The organism is Metabacillus arenae, from assembly GCF_014773385.1.
Classification (GTDB): Bacteria; Bacillota; Bacilli; order Bacillales; family Bacillaceae; genus Metabacillus_D; species Metabacillus_D arenae.
Map to the genome: position 1 here is coordinate 75,543 of NZ_JACXAI010000004.1, position 21,427 is coordinate 96,969.

Genomic DNA, 21,427 nt, shown 5'->3' on the forward strand with positions numbered 1-21,427 from the left:
GTTGAAAACGGAAATCGTTTTATCTTTTGGTAAAGAAATTTTCTTCCAAAAAAATAAGACACAAGTTATTTTAATTGAATAATAAAAAGGAATGATTTTACAAAAGTAGAACTATTATAAAGGGTAGCATTTTAAATTAATGGAGGATGTAAAACGATGGAGAAATCAACAAATATGTCAGCTTTTTTAAAAAATCGTTTTATTCGAGCTATATTATTATCTGGATTGTTTCTGCAATTAGGAATTTGGATTCGAAATTTTTCTGTATTGTTGTTTGTAATGGAGCAAACAAATGGAGATCCTTTTGCTGTGTCTATGATATCGGTTGCAGAATTTGCCCCAATCTTTATTTTCTCGATTATAGGCGGTACATTTGCAGATCGCTGGAAGCCGAAGAAGACAATGATTTGGTGTGATTTATTAAGTGCGGTCTCTGTTTTTACAGTACTTGCAACACTCATGTTTGCCTCTTGGCATGCTGTTTTTTTCGCTATGCTAATTTCTGCGATATTATCTCAATTCTCGCAGCCATCAGGGATGAAATTGTTTAAAATTCATGTACCCAAAGAACAACTGCAAATGGGGATGTCTTTGTACCAAACGTTGTTTGCTGTATTCATGATTATCGGTCCTATTATAGGTACATTTATTTTTCAGCAATACGGGATTTATCTATCCATTGCACTAACGGGAATCATGTTCCTTTTGTCAGCGGGAGCGCTTCTTTTTCTGCCGGCAGATCGGGCGATGGAAGAAGAAAAGGAGAAGACAACGGTCTTACAAGAGCTTGGACAAGGATTTAAATATGTGAAAAACAATCGTTTTCTCTCTATTCTTGGCGGAAACTTCCTTGTTGCGGGTTTGGCGATTGGTCTTATTCAGCCTTTGGGAATTTTCATTGTGACTGAACAACTGGGAATGGACAAGGAATTTCTTCAATGGTTTTTGGCAGTAAACGGTGTTGCAATGATTTTAGGAGGCGGAATGGCGCTGGCATTTTCTAAAAAGATTGCTCCGATTCGCCTGCTCGCAATCGGAATGGCAGTTGATGCCATTATGATATCCGTTATGGGATTTTCAAATGTCGTATGGATTACGTTGATTGCCCAGTTTTTTAACGGACTTATGATGCCAGCCATTCAAATAAGCATTAATACAATGATCTTAGAAAATTCAGATGAAAAATTTGTAGGCAGGGTAAATGGTATAATGACGCCTCTTTTTATGGGAGGAATGGTGGTTATGATGAGTTTTGCCGGCGTAATAAAGGAATTTATGAGCTTGACAATGGCATATCAGGCGGCGGCCGTATTATTTGTCATCGGAATTCTCCTTGTAGTTCCATTGCTTATTAAACCTAACTTCCCTAAACAAGATCAAAAAGTGAAAATAGAAACTCAGTAAGGTGGCTGCCAGCCATCTTTTTTTGTTGGTTCAGAATGTTTAAGTTGATTAAAGTATTACGTGTTAAATTGAGATATTTTTGTCCAGCTCCAGGCGCCATCGGCCCTTAGGTCATGAGCCAATCCGTCAAGAAGGTTAAAGAACAACCTTCATGCCGGCTCGCCGAATGCTTGTCGCCGATAGACGGGCGCCTTCTGCTTTTCGTTTGGCTGTTTTCGCAAACTATATTGCTTTTATGACAGTATCAGCCGCTTGGAAAGGAGTGGCTAGAATCCAAAAGAGGAGTATGATGCCCGGACCGGATATTCATCTGATCAGAAAGTTAAAAACCCAAGATTACTTAGAAAAGTGCCTTTTTTCAAAAGAATTCTTTACTTTAAAACAAAACATTGTTACACTATAAGTAATTTAGTTGTAACAATGTTTTGTTTTAACGGAAGGAGTATGTAATGGAAATAGAATATATTTCAAAAAAGGATCTCTTAGAGGTGATGGACATTTCTTATGGTCAGCTGTATCGGTGGAAACGCAAGGAGATCATTCCGGAAAACTGGTTTATAAAGAAATCCAGTTTCACTGGACAAGAAACATTTTTTCCTAAAAAGAAAGTGATCGAGAGGATCGAAAAAATCAAAGAGCTTAAAGATAGTCATTCTCTAGATGAGCTGGCTGAATTTTTTTCCACAAACCCTAAGGATGTCACATTATCTATTGAAGAAATAATAAATCTAAACATTATAAAGAAAGAAACATGGGAGAAGGGTAAACAGTTTATAAATCAGGATGATTCATTAGACTTTAAGTCTATTTTATTTTTAAAAATCCTTGAGAAGATCAACTACAAATGGAATATCGAACTTGACGAAATGACACATTTATTTCAAGCAATTCGTGCAAACCAGAATTTCTTTGAGACCAATTTTGAACTGGCTGCTTTGGAAAAAGGGAATACAATCATATGGTTGTTTATCCCTATACAGTCAGAATGGCAGTTTGATGCTGGAGCAAAAAAGATCTTGAGCATTGATTTAAAAGAATGTGTAAACGATTTAAACATTTCGTTATCAGCAATTAACAAATAGGAGGAATCGAATTGGGCAATCTTCATTTAGAGGAATTGGAAGAATTAAAGATTAACGGTTCGGGCATTGCAACAGGAGGCATGTATAAAAATGTAAAGTTAAATGGAAGCGGAAAGATAAACGGAGATATTGAATGTCAAGACATGAAGATAAGTGGTTCTGGGAAAGTAAAAGGAAATATTAAAGCTGAAAACATTAAAACTAGTGGATCTTCTTTATTAGAGGGAGATGTTGAAGCTGAATATATTGAATCAAATGGAAGTTCAGAAATAACAGGCGATGTGAAGTGCGGGGCTGTTTCCATCAATGGATCTAGTGCTTTTCGCCAGGATATCACTTGTGAAAAGATTGAAGTAAATGGAACAAGCAAAATAGGCGGTGAGCTCTCAGGAGGAAAGATTCGCGTCAATGGCTCAATGAAGGTCGCTGAAGGGTGCGAAGGAGAAGAAGTTATTGTAAAAGGTTCCATACAAGTTGGAGGACTGCTGAATGCTGATTTTATTGATTTAAAGCTCGGTTTTCATTCAAATGTGAAAGAAATTGGCGGGGAAAAAATAAATATAAAAAAATACAGCTCACTAAACCTCTTTAAACGCCTCTGGGATGTCATTGTCCAGAGAAATTACCACCTGGAAGCAGATGTTATTGAAGGGGACGTGATTCACTTAGAAGCTACAAAAGCAAAATTAGTCCGAGGAAAGGATATCATCATATCAGAAAAATGTGAAATCGACACAGTAGAATACACAGATTCAATTGACATTCACCCTAATAGCGTTGTAAGAGAGAAGGTTCACGTTTAATAGTGGTCTAATCATCAGTAGGGGGTTAAAGAAAACCTCCATTGAAATGTAGAGTAAAAGTACGAAACCTAATGTTGCTTTATCCAGCTTAAATTCAATCCAGTTTTAGAAAGAAGGTAAGTATGAAAATTATCGACGCGCATATGCATTTTTCAAATATTGAAAGCTTTAAAGAAACGGCAAGAGAACAGTCCAGACTAGATTATTCCTATGATGGAATCGTAAAAGAGTACGAAGAATCCAATGTGGTATTAGGGGTTGGAATGGGATTAGTGGAAAAAGAAAAACAGGGGTTTCCCGACCCTTCTTCTCCTACACCAATGGGTCTCGATCTAGATGAACGGATTCCATTGCCGATTGTCTATTGTGTTGGGATCAACCCTAATAAGCTTGGTTCACACGAATTAGAAGAACTTGAAAAGTCATTACACGATCCAAGGGTTGTAGGAATCAAAATTTACTTAGGTTATTATCCTTTCTATGCATATGAGGAAGTGTATGAACCAGTTTATAAGCTTGCAGCCACATACCAGCTTCCGGTTGTTTTTCACACTGGTGACACATATTCAGAGAGAGGGCTATTAAAATATTCTCACCCATTGACACTTGACGAAGTAGCTGTAAAGAATCGAGATATTAATTTTGTAATGGCCCATTTCGGTGATCCCTGGACATTAGATGGAGCAGAAGTTGTTTACAAAAACCGGAACATGTTTGCTGATTTATCAGGTTTAGTTGTCGGAACTGCAGATGATATTAAACGATATAAGGATTCACCACGCTTCTTCAATCATTTAAAGCATGCCTTAACCTTTACCGATAATTATCAAAAGTTCCTATTCGGCACAGATTGGCCGCTTGTTCCTGTCCAGCCATATATCGAATTTGTAAAAGAAATCATCCCTGAAGAATACCATGAAGATGTTTTCTATAAAACGGCATTAAATGTATTTCCAAGGATAAAACCATATTTATAATTTGCAGCTCAGTCCGTTTTTTGTCCGAAAAATCGATAAATTGAAAAAATCAATTGAAAATAAAAAGAAGATTCGAAAATATAGTCTTTAAACTCGAACCTAAGTGCTGTTTAAGAAAAATGTGTTAGCAAATTCGAAGCTTTAGAGGTGCAAATTCCCAGATTGAAGCAGGGCATAAAAGATATTTAATGCATCAGTTATCGTCTTGCGGTTTACTAGCAGCTGTTTAACCCAATGGAAGAGATACTGCTGTCATATTGATAAAATTTGACAATCATTTTAAAAAAGTTTCATTAAAATAATTTTTTTCAGGAATCAAATCATTGAAAACGATTTGATTCTTTTGTTGTAGCCTTTTATAACCTTGTATTTATTCTTGATAGGAATTTCAGATAATTTTTTTATTGTTTTACTGGACAAATTAACATATAATCTTAAAAGAAAGAAAATTAAGAATTTAAGAACAAAGGGGGAGTATGCTTGGAGGCTTTTGTAAACTGGTTAGTTGGAATTCTTTGGAGTACACCCATGATAATCTTTTGTATTGCTGTCGGTTTACTTTTCACTTTATCCACTAGGTTCTTACAAGTAAGGTATATCAAAGAAATGATTACTTTAATGCTACAAGGGAAGAGTTCTGAGGCAGGAGTATCTTCTTTCCAGGCTTTGGCGATATCTCTTTCCGGTCGTGTAGGAACAGGGAATATAGCTGGGACAGCTACTGCCATTGCGTTCGGGGGACCAGGCGCTGTTTTCTGGATGTGGTTAATTGCTTTTATAGGTGCAGCAAGTGCCTTTGTTGAATCTACTCTCGCACAAGTTTACAAAACGAAGCAGGAAGGTGAATATCGCGGCGGACCAGCTTACTACATTGAAAAAGGGATAGGCTGGAGATGGTACGGGACAGTTTTTGCTATTGCTGCTTTACTTGCCATGGCGCTTCTTATGCCAGGGATTCAATCAAACTCGATTGCAGTAGGATTGGAGAATGCATTTGGTCTTAATACAACGATTACAGGTATTATATTAGTTATTATAATAGGTGCGATTATTTTTGGTGGTGTTAAAAGGATCGCATCAGTTGCTCAGTATGTTGTTCCGTTTATGGCATTAGGTTACATTTTAGTAGCATTATTTATTGTGATTATGAATATTGGAGAGCTGCCTGAAGTAATTGGTCTTATCTTTCGAAGTGCTTTTGCTTTTGATTCAGCTTTTGGTGGGATTATAGGAGCTGCTATTTCATGGGGAGTAAAGCGCGGAATATACTCTAACGAAGCAGGTCAAGGAACCGGCCCTCATGCAGCAGCAGCAGCTGAAGTTTCTCATCCTGCCAAACAAGGATTAGTTCAAGCATTTTCAATATATATTGATACATTGTTCGTATGTTCAGCTACAGCATTTATGATTTTATTTACAGGCATGTACAATGTTGAGGCTCCTGATGGAACAGCGATTGTAACCAATATTGAAGGGGTTGAAGCAGGTCCAGCATTTACACAAGCCGCTATTGAAACAGCTATACCAGGCTTTGGTGCAGGCTTTGTCGCAATCGCATTGTTCTTCTTTGCTTTTACAACAATTATGGCCTACTACTATATAGCAGAAACAAATATTGCCTATCTAGTTCGCGGCCGCAGTAATAAAGTACCTATGTTTCTACTAAAGGTTGTCTTACTCGGAGCTACTTTCTATGGTTCCGTAAAAGCTGCAGGACTTGCTTGGGCGCTTGGAGATGTAGGATTGGGTCTGATGGTTTGGTTAAACTTAATCGCCATTGTTATTTTATTTAAACCAGCTTTAGCTGTCCTAAAAGATTATGAAGCGCAGAAAAAACAAGGATTGGATCCAGTGTTTAATCCGACAAAGCTAGGTATTAAAAACGCCGACTATTGGATTAATGACTATAATCCTGAGGACAATGTCCTCCCGCCAAAAAAAGACAAAAAGAAGACAATTAACATGTAGTGAACCAATCGGATGAACCCTGCGGCTGTAACGCTGCAGGGTTCATTTTTGTAGTGCGGTACCTGGTACCCTATGTAACAAACGAGTCTATAAACCAGTTTAACCTCCCTATTTTGCAAACCAAAGCCCTATTTATTTACTGTTGGAATCTCTTTATTATTAATAGAAAGGATATTTTTTACAAAGGGGCTGTACCGAAGTGCTTTTTATGATCATTGCCATCATTTTGTTAGTAGTGGTGTTCTTAATAATGAGAGAAAGCAAGGGCTTGAACAATTTACCTGAAAAGGAAATCTCATTGCTGCCAACTACTGACATTTACAGCTATGTCTTGATGGAAAAGGAAGATGAGACTGTATTTGAGGAAGCTGATGACAGGCTCTGGGATTTAGTTGATAAATATCCAAAGCTAGTTCCAGGGAGAATAATTTCCAGGATAGATCGAAACCAAGATGTGCATGAAGAAGATTGGCAGGAAGTGCTGAAGCATACAAACTATCGTAAAGACTTGGAACCTTACTATCTATTTCTTTCAGAAGAATCATATAAAAGAAAAAATAGCAGTACAAAATTTCCGTGGGAATCAAAGCTATTTGAGACTCATGATATTCACAAGGTCATTCAATGGTTAGATCAACAAAATAAAGGGGAGGCAGTAAATGACTAATTCGTGAAGGATTAGTCATTATTTTTTTCAAGATAAGAGAGAGAAGGAATCTTATACTTATTACCAAATTTAATTACTTTAAGAAAATCACCATTAAAGTTCCGTAAATTTTGATAAACAGTTACCTATTTTATTATGTAAGAATTACTGTCCATGAATGGCAGCAATTATAACATATCGCTTGACTATTCCGGAAAATAAGAAAAAACCTTGTCAGATTTTCTTACTTACTTGATGAAGAAACATAATTCCTCCTGTATGATTAGTGAAAAATATATAAAATACAGTTGATCATAAGGAGGAAGGCATGAATAAACAAAAAGTTGTGTTGATAGGAAACGGTATGGCAGGAGTTAGGTGTATCGAGGAATTATTAAAGCTAAATTCTGCCGATTTTGAAATCACCATTTTCGGCAGCGAGCCTTACCCGAATTATAACAGAATTATGTTATCAAAAGTATTACAAGGTGATACATCTGTTGAGGATATAACAATTAATGATTGGGATTGGTATAAAGAGAATAATATTCAATTATTTGTGGATGAAACGGTAATAAAAATCGATACCGAGCACAAAACGGTGATATCAGATAAAGATCGTATGATCTCTTACGATCATTTAATTATTGCGACCGGTTCAAATCCATTCATTTTGCCACTTCCAGGAGCGGACAAAGAGGGAGTTACCGCATTCAGAGATATTAAAGATTGTGAAACGATGATGACTACAGCAAAAACCCATAAAAAAGCGGCTGTAATCGGAGGCGGATTGTTAGGTTTGGAAGCGGCTCGAGGACTTTTAAATCTAGGGATGGAAGTAAAGGTCATCCATATCGCAGATATCCTGATGGAAAGACAGCTGGATAAAACAGCAGCTAACATGCTTCAAAAGGAATTAGAAAAGCAGGGCATGGAGTTTCTTCTTGAAAAACAAACTGAGAGCATCTTAGGAGATGACCGGGTTACAGGTCTCCGATTTAGTGATGGGGAAGAAATTGAGGCAGATCTTGTTGTAATGGCTGTTGGTATTCGTCCGAATAGTGCCCTTGCCAATGAAAGCGGGATTAAGGTTAACCGCGGGATCGTTGTAAATGATTTCATGGAAACAGACGTGAAAGATGTTTATGCAGTTGGGGAATGCGCAGAGCATAATGGTATCGCTTATGGTTTGGTAGCACCATTGTATGATCAAGGAAAGGTAATCGCCAGAAAAATTTGCGGTTTTGAGGATGAAACGTATCAAGGCTCAGTTCTTTCCACTCAATTGAAGGTGTCTGGTGTTGACGTCTTTTCAGCAGGTCAATTTATAGAGGACGAGCAAACGAAGTCATTTAATATGTATGACGAATGGAATGGAGTTTATAAAAAGGTTCTGATAAATGACGGTGCCATTTGTGGAGCAGTATTATTTGGAGATACAACCGAAGGCTCTAAATTGTTCCGTGCCATTCAAAATCGTGAGCAATTTTCCGATTATATGTCAGCTAATCAGGACAAATCAGCTGAAACCAGCATCGTCTCAATAATGGAAGATAATGAGCTAGTCTGCGGTTGTAACGGCGTAACAAAAGGAGCGATTGTTGAGGCTATTCAGACAAACGGATTGTCAACGTTTGAAGAAGTGAAAAATTGTACAACTGCTTCAAGATCTTGCGGAGGCTGTAAATCTCTTGTTGTTGATTTATTGGAACAGACGCTGGGAGACGGCTTTGTCGGCGGGCAGAAGGAATCAATCTGCGGCTGTACAGACTTGTCAAGAGAGGAAGTAGTTGAAGAAATTCGTACAAAAGGGTTAACACATATAAAAGAAGTGATGAATGTTCTTGGGTGGAAGAATACCGAAGGATGCTCTAAGTGCAGACCAGCACTCAACTACTATTTAGGTATGGTTAATCCGCTTGAGTATCAAGATGAACGTGAATCTCGTTTTGTAAATGAACGGCTGCATGCAAATATTCAGAAAGATGGAACCTTCTCTGTAGTACCAAGAATTTATGGCGGTGTCACGAATGCCGAAGAACTTCGAAGAATAGCAAATGTTGCCGACAAATATGAAGTCCCGCTCATTAAAATTACAGGTGGTCAACGAATTGATCTCCTTGGAGTTGAAAAAGAAAATCTCCCTAAAGTTTGGGAGGACCTCGGGATGCCTTCAGGGTATGCTTACGGTAAAACACTTAGGACAGTCAAGACATGTGTCGGTGAAAATTTCTGCCGCTTCGGTACCCAAGATTCTATAGGAATGGGAATTGAGCTAGAAAAGAAATTTGAGCGATTAAATACCCCGCATAAAGTAAAAATGGCTGTATCAGCATGTCCAAGAAACTGTGCGGAATCAGGAATTAAGGATGTAGGTGTCGTCGGAATTGAAGGTGCATGGGAAATCTATGTCGGCGGAAACGGCGGGACACATTTAAGAGCGGGTGATTTGTTATACAAAGTAAAAACTAAACAAGAGGTAATTGAAATCACAGGAGCCTTTTTACAATATTACCGAGAAACGGCAGATTACCTTGAAAGAACATCAGCCTGGGTTGAAAGAGTCGGACTTGATCATGTCCGGTCTGTGCTGGATGACGAAAAAACAAGAGCAGAACTATATGCCCGGATGGAAGAAGCTTTATCCGTTCTTAAAGATCCATGGAAAGAAGCGATTGAAAATAAGAAAATCCAAGAAGATCTATATGAGCATGTAAAAGTTCCAGTTGAAGTAAAGTAAAGGGGGAAGAGCGATGAAAACAGCAAACAGAGTAAAAGCAATCAACTTAAGTGAATTACCGGAAAAGGTAGGAAAATCGATGACGATTCATGGTCAGCAAATTGCTTTATTCCGCCTTTCCAATGGAAAAGTAAAGGCAATTGAAAATCGCTGCCCTCATAAAGGCGGGGTATTAGCAGAGGGAATAGTTTGCGATGAGAAAGTGTTTTGTCCTCTGCACGATTGGCAAATTGATCTGAATGACGGAGTAGTACAGGCTCCTGATGTCGGATGCGTAAAAACCTATAAGGTTGAAGTTGAGGATGACGAAGTTTATCTAATTCTTTAAGGGTTTTAAAAATAGGAGGTTTTTATGGGTTATGTAAAACCAGAAATGGTTTTAGAAAATATGATTCAAGCAGGCAGGACTAAAGCTAACTTAGCGGTAAAGGATCTATTAATAAGGGGCGCTCTTTCGGGAGCGCTGCTTGGTTTTTCTACCACTCTAGCCTTTACAGCTGAACTCCAATCTAAAATGGGGTTTATGGGGGCGCTTCTGTTCCCGGCAGGATTTGTGATCATTATATTGCTGGGGTTGGAGCTAGTAACTGGTAATTTTGCTTTAATACCTTTAGCTGTGATGGAGAAAAAAACCAATGCTGTGAATATGTTTTCCAGTTGGTTTTGGGTGATTATAGGTCATTTGCTTGGCAGCATTCTGTATGCATTTTTGTATGTCATTACGGCGACCAAGCTTGGTCATTCTGCTGGAAATGAGGTAACTGCTAAACTTATTACCCTTTCCGAAGCAAAAACGATAGGCTATCAAGTGCTTGGATTTGATGGAATGGTGCTTGTATTTGTAAAAGCTATGCTTTGTAATTGGATGGTGACCCTAGGGGCGATCATGGCGATGACATCTCAATCAACTCTAGGCAAAATTGCGGCCATGTGGCTGCCAATTATTATATTCTTTGCCCAAGGATTTGAGCATGCAGTCGTGAATATGTTTGTCATTCCAGCAGGAATGATGCTTGGGGCAGATATTACAGTAGCAGAATGGTGGATATGGAACCAAATTCCTGTAATAATCGGAAACCTAGTAAGCGGATTTCTTTTCACGGGACTTGCTTTATATGTGACGCTAAAAAAGAAAGGGCCAAAATCGGTCGTGCAAATGTCAAAATCGAAAGCATTATAATGAAGCTTTCAGGCAGTGGGGATTTATTCCCCCGTTAAGAGTTGGATGAATCGAAAGGGAGGCGAAAGTATGGGTAGGGTATATCTTGTAGGTGCAGGACCGGGAGATCCGGAATTAATAACTGTCAAAGGATTAAAGTGTATCAAACAGGCTGATATTATATTATACGATCGCCTTGTGAATAAAGAATTATTACAGGAGGCAAGTCCCCATGCTGAGTTTATCTATTGTGGGAAAACTCCTGAATACCAATCAATGAAACAAGAAACGATCAATCGCCTGCTCATCAAATATGCAAAGGAAGGAAAGATAGTCACCAGGTTAAAAGGAGGGGACCCTTTTGTCTTTGGAAGAGGCGGTGAAGAAGCAGAGGCATTAGTCGCCCAGGGCATTGAGTTTGAAGTCGTGCCGGGTATCACTTCGGGCATTGCCGCTCCGGCCTATGCAGGAATACCTGTTACCCACCGCGAGCTTGGCAGGTCTGTAGCCTTCATTGCAGGTCATCATAAGAATGGTGAAAAAATAAATATAGATTGGAAAAGCCTAGTCAGCGGAGTTGATACGTTAGCTATCTACATGGGGATGAAAAATCTTCCATATATATGCGAGAAATTAATCGAAAATGGTAAATCTCCAAGCATACCTGCTGCTGTTATTCATCAAGGTACTACATCCAATCAAAAAGCAATCACTGGTACATTGGGTACCATTGTGGAGAAGGTGCGGCGTGAGAAAATTGAAAACCCTTCTATGATTATCATTGGCGAGGTTGTAAGCCTGCATGAAAAATTAAACTCTATTTCCCTTCCAGAGCCAAAACTAGCCGCTAGTTACCGATAGGTATTTAAAACTGGTTTGTAACACTTTAGAATGGTAGACTATTAGTATTCAAAAGAGATTGAATATTTTATTTTTGGCAGACTTCTAATGGTCAAATAAATCCAGAAGCATCATGTTTAAGACTAACAACAAGTGGGGGAGAATTGTATGAGGGCTAAAATCATGGCATAGGCTTGTGCATGGTACCCCAAACAAGCTCCCACCTATTCATTAGAAAAGCTTCAAGCGGAGGGAAGAATATGCAGCAATGGATTAAAGAGGTAGCAAGAGGAAAAAGAGGATCTAAAAATCTGAGCTATGAAGAAACAATGAATGTGGCACATTCAATTTTAAGCGGAGAAGCAACTGATGCCCAAACAACAGCTTATCTAATTGCGATGAGGCTAATAACAGAGACGTCCGACGAATTATTAGCGTTTCAGCATGCTTTAGAGAACTATACCACTAAGCTGGAGGTTTCTGAAAAAACAAAGGAAAACCTTATTGATTTTGCCAGTCCTTATACTGGAAGAAATTCATTCCTAGCCACCATACCAGTGTCATTATTACTTGCAGATCAAGGGATCCCTGTTTTTTTGCATAGTACTGACTCTTTGCCGCCTAAGTATGCTGTAACCATTAATGAAGTGTTAGAAAAGCTGGGGGTAAATGTTTCTTTATCAAAAGAGACTTTAGCGAGCTCGATTGAAAATGTAAAGATTGGTTTTGCTAAAACAGATGCTTATTGCCTGCCACTTCGAGATTTGAGAAAGATAAGAGAAGAGATCGGTGTCAGAACCTTATTTAACACGGCTGAAAAGCTTCTAAATATCTCAGGGGCAAAATCGATTATGGCCGGTGCTTTTCATCGGACGGCAATCAAGCATATCTTGCCTGTGTTTGAGAAACTGTCTTTTGAAAGAGTATATATTGTTCAAGGGGTGGAAGGCTCTGAAGACCTGCCAGTCCATCGGAATAGTTTTATATTTAGTTATCAAAACGGAGAAACAGATTCCTTCATAGTAAAGCCTGAAGAATTCGGTCTCTTTCATGGAGAAGGCGAGAAAAAAAGAATACCGGAAGAGGAGCAAGCGAACATCGTACTCTCGTTATTAAATGGTGAGAAATTGGAAGAATATGCTTACTACTATAATCAGGTAGTCTTTAATACGGGGATTCGATATTATCTATTCAATCTTACGAATTCTATTGAGGATGGGATTGATCTAGCAAAAGGGCAATTAAGAGAAAAACGCGGTTTTAGAAAGCTGGAAGAATGGAGATTGGTTCAGTAGAAATAGTGAAAAATGAATTTCGAAACCGATTTCCAATCTTTATGGGTTATTGACTGACTGGTCAGTCTATCATATAAAAGAAGGATCAAGCTTTATTATAGTGAGAACACAATGATATACTCCTAGAAAAAAACAAATGAGATAAAGCCGGCCTCGTAAGACAGGAGATTGTCTTTATCCATGAAAATGTCAAGCAAACATTAATATGAAAATCAAGCTGAAAAAAACACGTCCTGTTCAAACGACGTGTTTTTATATTTTTTTAATATTTTTGCCCTTTAGATCCATGTTTGTCTTTTTCATCTCGGATGTTTTCTTTTACTTCCTCTAAAGGAATCGGGTCGACGTTTTGTTCACTTTTGTAACGGTCGTGAAGGCTTTTTCGGTCACTTTTTACTTGTTCTGGGTGTTTGTTCCGGTCTAGAGGCTTTTTACTATTTTCAGGCATATATCTGCACCTCTTTCTTTTCGTTTTATTAGTTCTTTTCCTTTTGAAAAGAGATTGTAAACATTTTAGTGGAAAGATAGAAACGTACGTTTGTTTTTTGTTATACTTATTGTAAGAACCTAGATAGGTGCAAAATGAGTCTTACAGGTGAGAGTGACAAATCTGGTATTGATGGCGGTTTGATGAAATCTCCTGATGGGGTTTCAAGAACTACTAACTCGATTGCTGTCCCTTCTGTTGACGACTATATTGAAAAAGTCGTTGCAAACAAAGGACAAGTAGTCGTACCGAAAACTGCTGTACCAGATATGGGTTACTTTGCTTATTGTTTAGATAATCAAGGGCTGCTATTTGGAGTAGCTGAAGAAAATACGGAAGCATAATTTTTAAAAATTTTTTTCACTCTGAATTATAGTGAAGCTCTATGTCATGCAATATACGAGGAAGTTACATTCATTGAGGCATATTTGCTTTCAAGCTCTCATCATATATAATGAGACTCTAAGATTATATAAAGAGGATGGATCAATTGGAAAAAAAGAAAATTGAGCAAGTTGTAAGTCGATTGGCAGCAAAGTCAGGCAGCAGTATATATATTCAAATTGAAGATGCCTTTCCAGGCAGAAGATGTGTTGGCGGAAAATACAATATAGCTTCACAAACTGTGACAATCTATTTAGAAGATATCAAGCATCAATGCATGAATCTCTTTTCCTCACTTGACCATTTTTATGACTTTTTTACCATAGTTCTTGCCCATGAAATTGGTCATGCGGAAGACAACGATCTTCCCGGGCTTTCTGAAATACTATCATCAACTAGGAATGAGATCGAAAGAAAGAAGACTGCTCTTCAAATTGAAGAAAATGCCTGGCGTTATACAGAGGGGCTGTTGGATGAAGTGAATACAGGAATTCTTCAAACGATTATTTATCATTCATTAAAGCCATATAAAGAAAATATTGAGCCTGAAACGGCTTAGGTGTGGTTACCCCTGATAGTAACTTACTAGACAATACTGATGAAGCCTATTATGGCTGACTTTATACTTCGCTTTATATGTTCAAGATCGGGGGTACATTTGTTGTTTTCTTAGGTGATGTAGTACATGTTCTCTTACTAATTATAGTTCATGCGGTAGGATGTTAGCCTGAAGCCGGGATTTTAACTATTTCATTTCATTAAGAGTGCATCCCTAAATCCTTTGACAGGTAAATTGTGTCCTTCATATTGCAGATCGGCTGCTTGAAGCTGAACAGTTTCTGCCACTTCTAATTAAATAGCATTGCCCCCATTAAATATTCTGCATTTACTGGGGGGCTTGTTATTGACTCCAATGTTTTGAAATCCTACTCTTAGTTAAAAGTAAGTGGAAGTTCTAGTAACGATCTAAAACCAATAAGTTTTCGCCATTGAAGCTCAGAAGAAGCAATTTGAAGGTTTGGCATTCGCTCAAGAAGTGTGTGAATCGCAATTTGTGCTTCTATACGTGCTAATAGGGAACCTAAACAAAAATGAACGCCATATCCAAATGCAAGATGAGGATTAGGATTTCTAGTTATATCCAGTTCGTTAGCATTAAAGAATTTCTTTGGATCTCGATTAGCAGCACCCAAAAGTATATATACTTGTTCATCTTTTTTAATGGTGGCGCTATTCATGTTAATATCTTCCGATGCAATGCGAGCTGTCATCTGTGTTGGGCTCTCATAGCGTAAAAACTCTTCGACTGCCATTTCAATAAGCGCTGGATTTTTCTTTAGCTTCATTAGCTGCTGAGGTTGGTTTAATAAGGCAAACATCGAATTACTAATGAGATTTACCGTGGTCTCATGCCCAGCAATGACAAGCAAAATACATGTTGCCAGTAATTCTTCGTCTGTCAATTTTCCCCCATGCTGTTCCTCCTTAATTAACATGCTGATAAGATCATCTTGAGGGTTATGTTTCCGCTTTTTAATCAACTCCCTAAAATAATCTAATAATTTTATAGTAGTTTCGTTACCATTTGCTAACGCCTTTCTCGTTCGAGTAAAATCAATTGTTTGGATTAAGCTTGCCGTCCATTCTCTAAATTGAAATCGCTCTTCTGCCGGCACTCCTAAAATTTCAGCTATAATAAGGCTTGCTAAAGGAAACGCATAATCTGAAACAACATCCATTTTTTTCTTATCCTTCACCTGATTAAGTAAGTCATTAACAGTTTCGTTAATGTATGGGCGATAACCTTCTACAATTCTTGGAGTAAAAACTTTACTAACGAGCATACGTAAACGCTTATGGTCAAGTTGATTCTTAAAAAGCATCATATCGTTCTGTAAATTTTTAAGATTCTCATATTTATTTGATGTTTGAGGCAGAGGGATGCGATTTTTAAATCTTGTATCTTTAAGAATCGCTATCGCCTCCTCATATCCGGTTACATACCATCCTGGATATTTTAACGAATTTACCCAATATACAGGATGAATGGAACGCAGCTTGTCGTAATAGGGATAAGGGTTTCTTAAAAACTCAGGAGAAGTAAGTGAGAATGGAATTGTTTGATTTAATTTGCTTATCATGTTTTGCCCCCAAATACGATCGCTTATTTTTGGCTATTATCTAAGTGATTGTTGCTTTCATATATAAGAGACGTTTAAATAAAGGCAATCGGTGGATTGCCGATTGCTTCTAGTCTCACATCTGATCTCTCACCTCACGAGGTACAATAAGCAATGATTAACTCTGTTTAATAGAAACAAAATCTACATAAAAATAGCCTTTTTTTTGCAGAAATGCATCCTATTTGATAAACACATCTCTGTAAAACGATTATTTATTTTCCATTGCCAGGCTGGCTTTCATTTCTTCTACCGATTCTATCTCGAATCCTAAATCGAGCAGCATTTTATGATCTTCCGTTTCTTCTTGCCCAGCTGTTGTTAAGTAATCCCCGACAAAGATTGAATTGGCTGCATATAGCCCTAATGGCTGCAAGGAACGAAGGTTGACTTCTCGTCCGCCTGAAATTCGAATTTCCTTTGTTGGATTGATAAAACGAAATAATGCTAAAATCTTTAAACAATAAAGAGGATTTAATTCTTTTACTCCCTCAAGTGGGGTACCATCAATCGCATGTAAAAAATTAATTGGAATGGAATCTGCATCAAGGGCTTTTAAACTGTTAGCCATATCGACAACATCCTGCTTTGCTTCTTTCATCCCGACAATGACACCCGAACATGGAGACATTCCAGATTCTTTTGCTATTTCCACCGTACCAACTCGATCATCGTACGTATGTGAAGTAGTAATGTTTGGATGGTTGCTCTTTGATGTATTGATATTATGGTTGTAACGATCTACCCCGGATTCTTTTAGCCGCTTCGCTTGCTCAGGCTTTAACAGTCCAAGACATGCACAAATCTTCAATCCATATGTATCCTTGATTTCTTTTACTGCTTCAACCACTTGATCAACTTCTCTATTAGATGGTCCTCTGCCGCTCGCAACAATACAGTATGTCCCTATATTTAAATCATGTGCACGCTTTGCTCCTTCAAGAAGAGTTTCCTTGTTTACCATTCTATAAGAATTAATTGGTGCTGTTGAAATGGAAGATTGCGAACAATAGCCGCAATTTTCTGGACACAGACCGGATTTCGCATTCATGATCATATTAAGCTTTACTTTTTTTCCATAAAAATGCTTTCTAATTTGAAAAGCAGCATGCATAAGTAAAAGTACATCTTCATCTGGACATTCTAAGATTGAAAGGGCTTCTTTATTTGTTACTTCGACACCATTTAACACTCGATCTGCTAGTTCCATCCATTGATTCATCTTCCTGCCTCCATCTGATTTAAAAGTAATGTCACGTCAATGTGCTCCTTTACCATTTTTTGAACACTTTCATTTGTTACCTCTTTAAGCTTAGGGGTAATCCCTAAAATAGGCACTCCGCATAACTCTTCAATTAATTTCGGATTTGATTTTTCCGCTATGTCGGGATTATCACTTATACCGTTGATTACGATTCCGAGAATCCTAACACCTATACTTTTAGCGTAATGAACAGTTAGAAAAGTATGATTGATCGTACCAAGATTAGGACGAGCTACAATAACAATTGGAAGTTCTAATGCTTTTATTAAATGACTGACTAAGAAATTTTCACCCAGCGGCACTGAAATACCGCCAGCACCTTCTACTATGAAATATTCGTGCCTTTCTCTAATCATTTCCCAGCGGTTGAGCACATCTTTAAGGTTAACTACCGTCCCGTCCAGCTTCCCTGCAACGTACGGAGCAAGTGGTTTCTTGAATTCAAAAGGGGTAATGTCCCTATGTGAAAGAGACGTTTGTGACATTTGCTTTAGTAAGCTTGTATCGCTCTCTGGATTATCGCGAGAAATACCACTTAATAATGGCTTAAATACACCAACATCCATCTTGTTCTCTTTTAATGCCGCTGCAAGTCCGCAAGATATAATTGTTTTTCCAACTTCTGTATCTGTTCCAGTTACAAAAAAACCTTTCATTTAATCATGTTCAACTCTTTTCCAATTAAATTAAATGACTCTAACATGTAATCTATTTCTTTTGGACGATGGCTAGTTGTGACTGTTAACCGGATGCGGCTTTCACCTATTGCTACGGTTGGCGGGCGAATAGCTGGCGCATATATTCTTTTTTCCTGCAATTTTTTCGCAAAGATTACAGACTTTTGGGCATCCCCCATGATCACAGGAATAATCGGTGTATCATGCCCCTTCACCGTATAACCCATTTTTACTAACCCAGCTTTTATTTTTTTTACATTTAAAAGCAGCTGCTTACGCTTTTCTTTACTATGTTCAATCAACTCCAAGGCAGCATACGAAGCAGCACAGCTTGATGGAGGGATAGCTGTTTGAAAGATAAACGTCCTGGCATTGTTTAGCAGAAAGTCAATTAATACATGTGAACCAGAGACATATCCCCCTTCTGTGCCAATAGCTTTGCTTAAGGTACCAATCACCACATCAGGAAGTACTCCGAAAAATTCACTTGTGCCCCTGCCGTTTTCTCCTAAAACACCTGTTGCATGTGCATCATCAACAATAACGTAGGCATGATAGCGTTTAGCAAGTGACATGATCTTATCAAGAGGTGCAATCGTACCATCCATACTAAAAACACCATCTGTTACAATAAAACGTCGATGATAAGATTCTGTTTCTATTAGCTTTTCTTCTAGATCTATCATATCGATATGCTTATAAATGACAGTGTCAGCCTTTGATAGCCGGCACCCATCGATAATACTCGCATGGTTTAATTGATCACTTAATAGAACATCCCCTTTTTCAGGTAAAGATGAAAGGACGCCGACATTAGCTAAATAGCCGCACGAAAAGAGAAGGGCTGCTTCCGTTTGCTTAAAGCTTGCAATTCGCTCTTCAAGTTTTTCATGCCATTTTGTATTACCTGTAGTTAGCCTTGAGCCGCTGCTCCCTGCTCCAAACTCATGCAGGATCGTTTCTGCTGCGTAGATCAATTGTTTATTATTTGCCAGCCCTAAATAATTATTGGATGAAAAGACGATTTGCTTCTGTCCATTAATAGACATTTCAGGTTTAGGAGCCGTATTCATTGTTCGCAACTTCCGATACAGACCTGCCTTTTTCGTTCTGTCTAATCGCATGTCCAGCCATTCATCAAAGTTCAACATTTGTTACCTCACAAATTGCTTCTTTCATGATCGCTACCATTGCTTCAAGTTCTTCTCTATTACTTGCTAGCGGAGGCATAAATGCGATGACATCGCCGAGCGGCCTCGTTAGCATTCCAAGTTCTCGCATTTTTAAAGAAACATGATATCCCACACGCTTTTCAGCAGGGAAGGGCTCCTTTGTTTCCTTTGAGCGAACAAGCTCTACTCCACACATAAAACCGAGCTGCCTAATATCCCCTACGTGAGGAAGTGATTGCAGGCTATTCAGGAGTAAATAAAGATCTTCTGCTTTTTCGGCTACCATTTCAACGATTTTTTCAGATTCAAACAAACTTAAATTTTCAATTGCAACCGCGCACCCCAGCTGATTTCCTGTATAAGAATGGCCATGGAAAAAAGTTTTTAACTTTTCGTAGTCATCATAGAATGCCGAGTAAATTTCCTCTGTTGTAAATGTTACAGCTATTGGCAAATAGCCTCCTGTAATTCCCTTCCCAGCTGCCATTAAGTCTGGCTGCACACTCTCATGTTCACATGCAAACATTTTCCCAGTACGACCAAAGCCTGTCGCAACTTCATCAACAATCATCAAGACATCATATTTTGTACAAAGCTCACGAACACCTGCAAAAAAACCTTCTGGCATAACAATCATACCTGAAGCTCCTTGGACCATAGATTCTATGGAAAGTGCTGCGATTTCTTGATGATTTTCAATAAGCAGCTGTTCAAGTGCTTTTAAGCATTCATCGCGGCACTGCGCCTTATCACCGCTTAGAGAGCGATAAACATAAGGAACTGGTGCCTTAAAACTCTCAAACATTAAGGCGCCGTATACATGATGGAAAAGCTCAATTGAACCAACACTAACAGCACCAATCGTATCGCCATGATAACCATTTCTCATCGAGATAAATTTTTGTTTCTCTGGTTTACCTATGTTTTTCCAATATTGAAACGCCATTTTAAGAGCAATTTCCATTGCTTCTGCCCCGCTATCTGAATAAAAGACACGCGTCAGCTTTTCCGGACTTATTTCAATTAGTTTTTCAGCAAGCTCTGTAGCTGGAACATTTGTCATGCCTAACAAAGTTGAATGAGCGATTTTTTCAAGCTGCCTCTTAATCGCATCATCTAACTCCTTTTTACGATGGCCATGTACATTAAGCCAAACAGAAGAAAATCCATCATAATATTCCTTACCATTGATGTCTTTTACTTTAATTCCATTTCCACTCTCAATAATCAAAGGATTTGTATCATAATCTTTCATTTGAGTGAAAGGCAGCCAAAGATGCTTTTTACTTTTTTCAATTAAATCTTGGATCATCATTTCTCCTCCCATTGAACGAAAACTGGCTGTTTTTCTAAATAGTGTATGTATGAATTTAGATCTTCTAAACCATTTACAAAAAAGATTCGACAGCCTTGTTCATCTCCGAACTCTTTCAACTTAGTGATACGTCTATAACCTAACTTTTTACTTGCTACATATCCTGTTATATAATCAGGGTCATCTGACCAGCATAATTCTGCGATAGTAGCCGGATGCTCGCTTACCTTTGTCGCAAGGACAAGTGCCTCCTTAACTCGAGGATTTTGAGGTATTTGGCAGTGGTCAGCCCATTTTTCAAAATTAGTGTCCAACCAGTCCATTCTGGAAACACGTACGCCTTTTTCTTTCCTATCATCAATTCGTTCACCTGAATGAATATCAAGCATGATGGCTCCTCTAATTCCTGAATATTCAGTGATTTGATCATACGCTTTTTCAATACTTTTTCTCGGGATGCCTGCTTGCTCTAAAAGTTTCCTAGCCAATGCTTGCCCTTTTCCTGCTGATTCCACTTCATTTGTCATAACTTGTAAAGGATTCACTAGTTTTATAGGGTCGTTAATACATTCAAACTGAATCTGCATAAAATCCGGCCTTCCTCTTGAATGAGTTAAGCCCTTTTCCAATAAAGCATTCACAGCATGCTTTATATCGTTATAAGTTGAAAGCAGTTCTCCGCCGGATATATGCTTTTCCCCTTGTTCATGAGACCCCTCCTTGGCAGATCTCATTCTCACGCTGTAATACTTTTCCCCTTGCATCCTTTTAATCCTCCCAGCGTAGCTCTACATTTGTTAACCAAAAATAAAATAAAGTTAACAATTTAAATACTAAGATTCTTCATCTAATCTGTCAACATTGTTAGCAAATTTAGGTAAACCTCCCTACGACTTTGATTGTCCTTTTCCCCTGAAAATTACTCATCTTTTAACTGAGATAAATGTAAAACAATTTTTCAAAGAGTGGAGCGGGTCTTTGGAGAAGACTGTGTTAGCATCGTCAAGAGGTATGAGACTGGACAATAAAAGGAG

At 38.2% G+C, this 21,427-nt stretch carries 19 protein-coding genes and 1 pseudogene; 13 read left to right on the forward strand and 7 right to left on the reverse strand.

The features are described from left to right. Positions 1 to 156: 156 nt before the first annotated feature. The 11 genes from IC621_RS04735 to IC621_RS04785 all read left to right on the forward strand — a co-directional run bounded on the left by IC621_RS04735 (position 157) and on the right by IC621_RS04785 (position 12,914). Entirely contained in the window at positions 157 to 1,404 is a 1,248-nt protein-coding gene (locus tag IC621_RS04735) for an MFS transporter (RefSeq protein WP_191156271.1), read from the forward strand. A gap of 449 nt (positions 1,405 to 1,853) precedes the next feature. Then, a complete protein-coding gene (locus tag IC621_RS04740; RefSeq protein ID WP_191156273.1) occupies positions 1,854 to 2,486 on the forward strand; it encodes a DUF4004 family protein in 633 nt (210 codons plus the stop codon). Between the two features lie 11 nt (positions 2,487 to 2,497). Then, a complete protein-coding gene (locus IC621_RS04745; RefSeq protein ID WP_191156275.1) occupies positions 2,498 to 3,289 on the forward strand; it encodes a polymer-forming cytoskeletal protein in 792 nt (263 codons plus the stop codon). Positions 3,290 to 3,411: 122 nt separating this feature from the next. Further along, positions 3,412 to 4,266, forward strand: coding sequence for an amidohydrolase family protein (locus IC621_RS04750; RefSeq protein ID WP_191156277.1), 855 nt, complete (start codon positions 3,412 to 3,414; stop codon positions 4,264 to 4,266). Between the two features lie 528 nt (positions 4,267 to 4,794). Continuing rightward, positions 4,795 to 6,234, forward strand: a complete 1,440-nt coding sequence (locus IC621_RS04755) for an alanine/glycine:cation symporter family protein (protein WP_191156548.1) — start codon at positions 4,795 to 4,797, stop codon at positions 6,232 to 6,234. Positions 6,235 to 6,433: 199 nt separating this feature from the next. Beyond that, positions 6,434 to 6,901 carry a hypothetical protein gene (locus tag IC621_RS04760; protein WP_191156279.1) on the forward strand — a complete coding sequence of 156 codons (468 nt, stop codon included), beginning with the start codon at positions 6,434 to 6,436 and terminating at the stop codon, positions 6,899 to 6,901. A 307-nt stretch (positions 6,902 to 7,208) separates the two neighbouring features. Then, a complete protein-coding gene (gene nirB, locus IC621_RS04765; protein WP_191156281.1) occupies positions 7,209 to 9,620 on the forward strand; it encodes a nitrite reductase large subunit NirB in 2,412 nt (803 codons plus the stop codon). Between the two features lie 13 nt (positions 9,621 to 9,633). Next, complete coding sequence (nirD, locus tag IC621_RS04770; RefSeq protein ID WP_191156283.1) at positions 9,634 to 9,948, forward strand: nitrite reductase small subunit NirD; 315 nt, start codon at positions 9,634 to 9,636, stop codon at positions 9,946 to 9,948. Between the two features lie 24 nt (positions 9,949 to 9,972). Beyond that, a complete protein-coding gene (locus IC621_RS04775; RefSeq protein ID WP_191156285.1) occupies positions 9,973 to 10,800 on the forward strand; it encodes a formate/nitrite transporter family protein in 828 nt (275 codons plus the stop codon). Positions 10,801 to 10,869: 69 nt separating this feature from the next. Next, entirely contained in the window at positions 10,870 to 11,640 is a 771-nt protein-coding gene (cobA, locus tag IC621_RS04780; RefSeq protein WP_191156287.1) for a uroporphyrinogen-III C-methyltransferase, read from the forward strand. Positions 11,641 to 11,879: 239 nt separating this feature from the next. After that, entirely contained in the window at positions 11,880 to 12,914 is a 1,035-nt protein-coding gene (locus IC621_RS04785) for an anthranilate phosphoribosyltransferase (RefSeq protein ID WP_191156289.1), read from the forward strand. Between the two features lie 262 nt (positions 12,915 to 13,176). Here the strand turns inward: IC621_RS04785 and IC621_RS04790 are convergent, their stop codons facing one another. Beyond that, positions 13,177 to 13,362, reverse strand: coding sequence for a hypothetical protein (locus IC621_RS04790; protein ID WP_191156291.1), 186 nt, complete (start codon positions 13,360 to 13,362; stop codon positions 13,177 to 13,179). Positions 13,363 to 13,502: 140 nt separating this feature from the next. On the opposite strand from IC621_RS04790, the pseudogene IC621_RS04795 reads away from it, so the two are divergent. Both IC621_RS04795 and IC621_RS04800 read left to right on the forward strand, forming a co-directional pair. Then, positions 13,503 to 13,745 (forward strand): annotated as a pseudogene (locus IC621_RS04795) (VOC family protein); the annotation flags it as partial. Between the two features lie 137 nt (positions 13,746 to 13,882). Then, the gene (locus IC621_RS04800; protein WP_224752320.1) at positions 13,883 to 14,344 is read left to right on the forward strand and encodes a hypothetical protein; all 462 of its coding nucleotides are present in this window, start codon (positions 13,883 to 13,885) and stop codon (positions 14,342 to 14,344) included. 373 nt (positions 14,345 to 14,717) lie between these two features. Here IC621_RS04800 and IC621_RS04805 read toward each other — a convergent pair whose 3' ends face one another. From IC621_RS04805 to bioW, 6 genes are all read right to left on the reverse strand, one after another. Beyond that, positions 14,718 to 15,926 (reverse strand): cytochrome P450, encoded by a 1,209-nt coding sequence (locus IC621_RS04805; RefSeq protein ID WP_191156295.1) that lies wholly within the window; start codon positions 15,924 to 15,926, stop codon positions 14,718 to 14,720. A gap of 250 nt (positions 15,927 to 16,176) precedes the next feature. Then, positions 16,177 to 17,187, reverse strand: coding sequence for a biotin synthase BioB (gene bioB / locus IC621_RS04810; protein WP_191156297.1), 1,011 nt, complete (start codon positions 17,185 to 17,187; stop codon positions 16,177 to 16,179). After that, positions 17,184 to 17,885, reverse strand: a complete 702-nt coding sequence (bioD, locus tag IC621_RS04815) for a dethiobiotin synthase (protein ID WP_191156299.1) — start codon at positions 17,883 to 17,885, stop codon at positions 17,184 to 17,186. Before bioD ends, bioB begins: the two co-directional genes overlap by 4 nt. Continuing rightward, on the reverse strand, positions 17,882 to 19,054 hold the full coding sequence (gene bioF, locus IC621_RS04820) for an 8-amino-7-oxononanoate synthase (protein WP_191156549.1): 1,173 nt from the start codon (positions 19,052 to 19,054) through the stop codon (positions 17,882 to 17,884). Before bioF ends, bioD begins: the two co-directional genes overlap by 4 nt. After that, positions 19,044 to 20,390 (reverse strand): adenosylmethionine--8-amino-7-oxononanoate transaminase, encoded by a 1,347-nt coding sequence (gene bioA / locus IC621_RS04825; protein WP_191156301.1) that lies wholly within the window; start codon positions 20,388 to 20,390, stop codon positions 19,044 to 19,046. Before bioA ends, bioF begins: the two co-directional genes overlap by 11 nt. After that, on the reverse strand, positions 20,390 to 21,157 hold the full coding sequence (gene bioW / locus IC621_RS04830) for a 6-carboxyhexanoate--CoA ligase (protein WP_191156303.1): 768 nt from the start codon (positions 21,155 to 21,157) through the stop codon (positions 20,390 to 20,392). Before bioW ends, bioA begins: the two co-directional genes overlap by 1 nt. Positions 21,158 to 21,427: the final 270 nt, after the last annotated feature.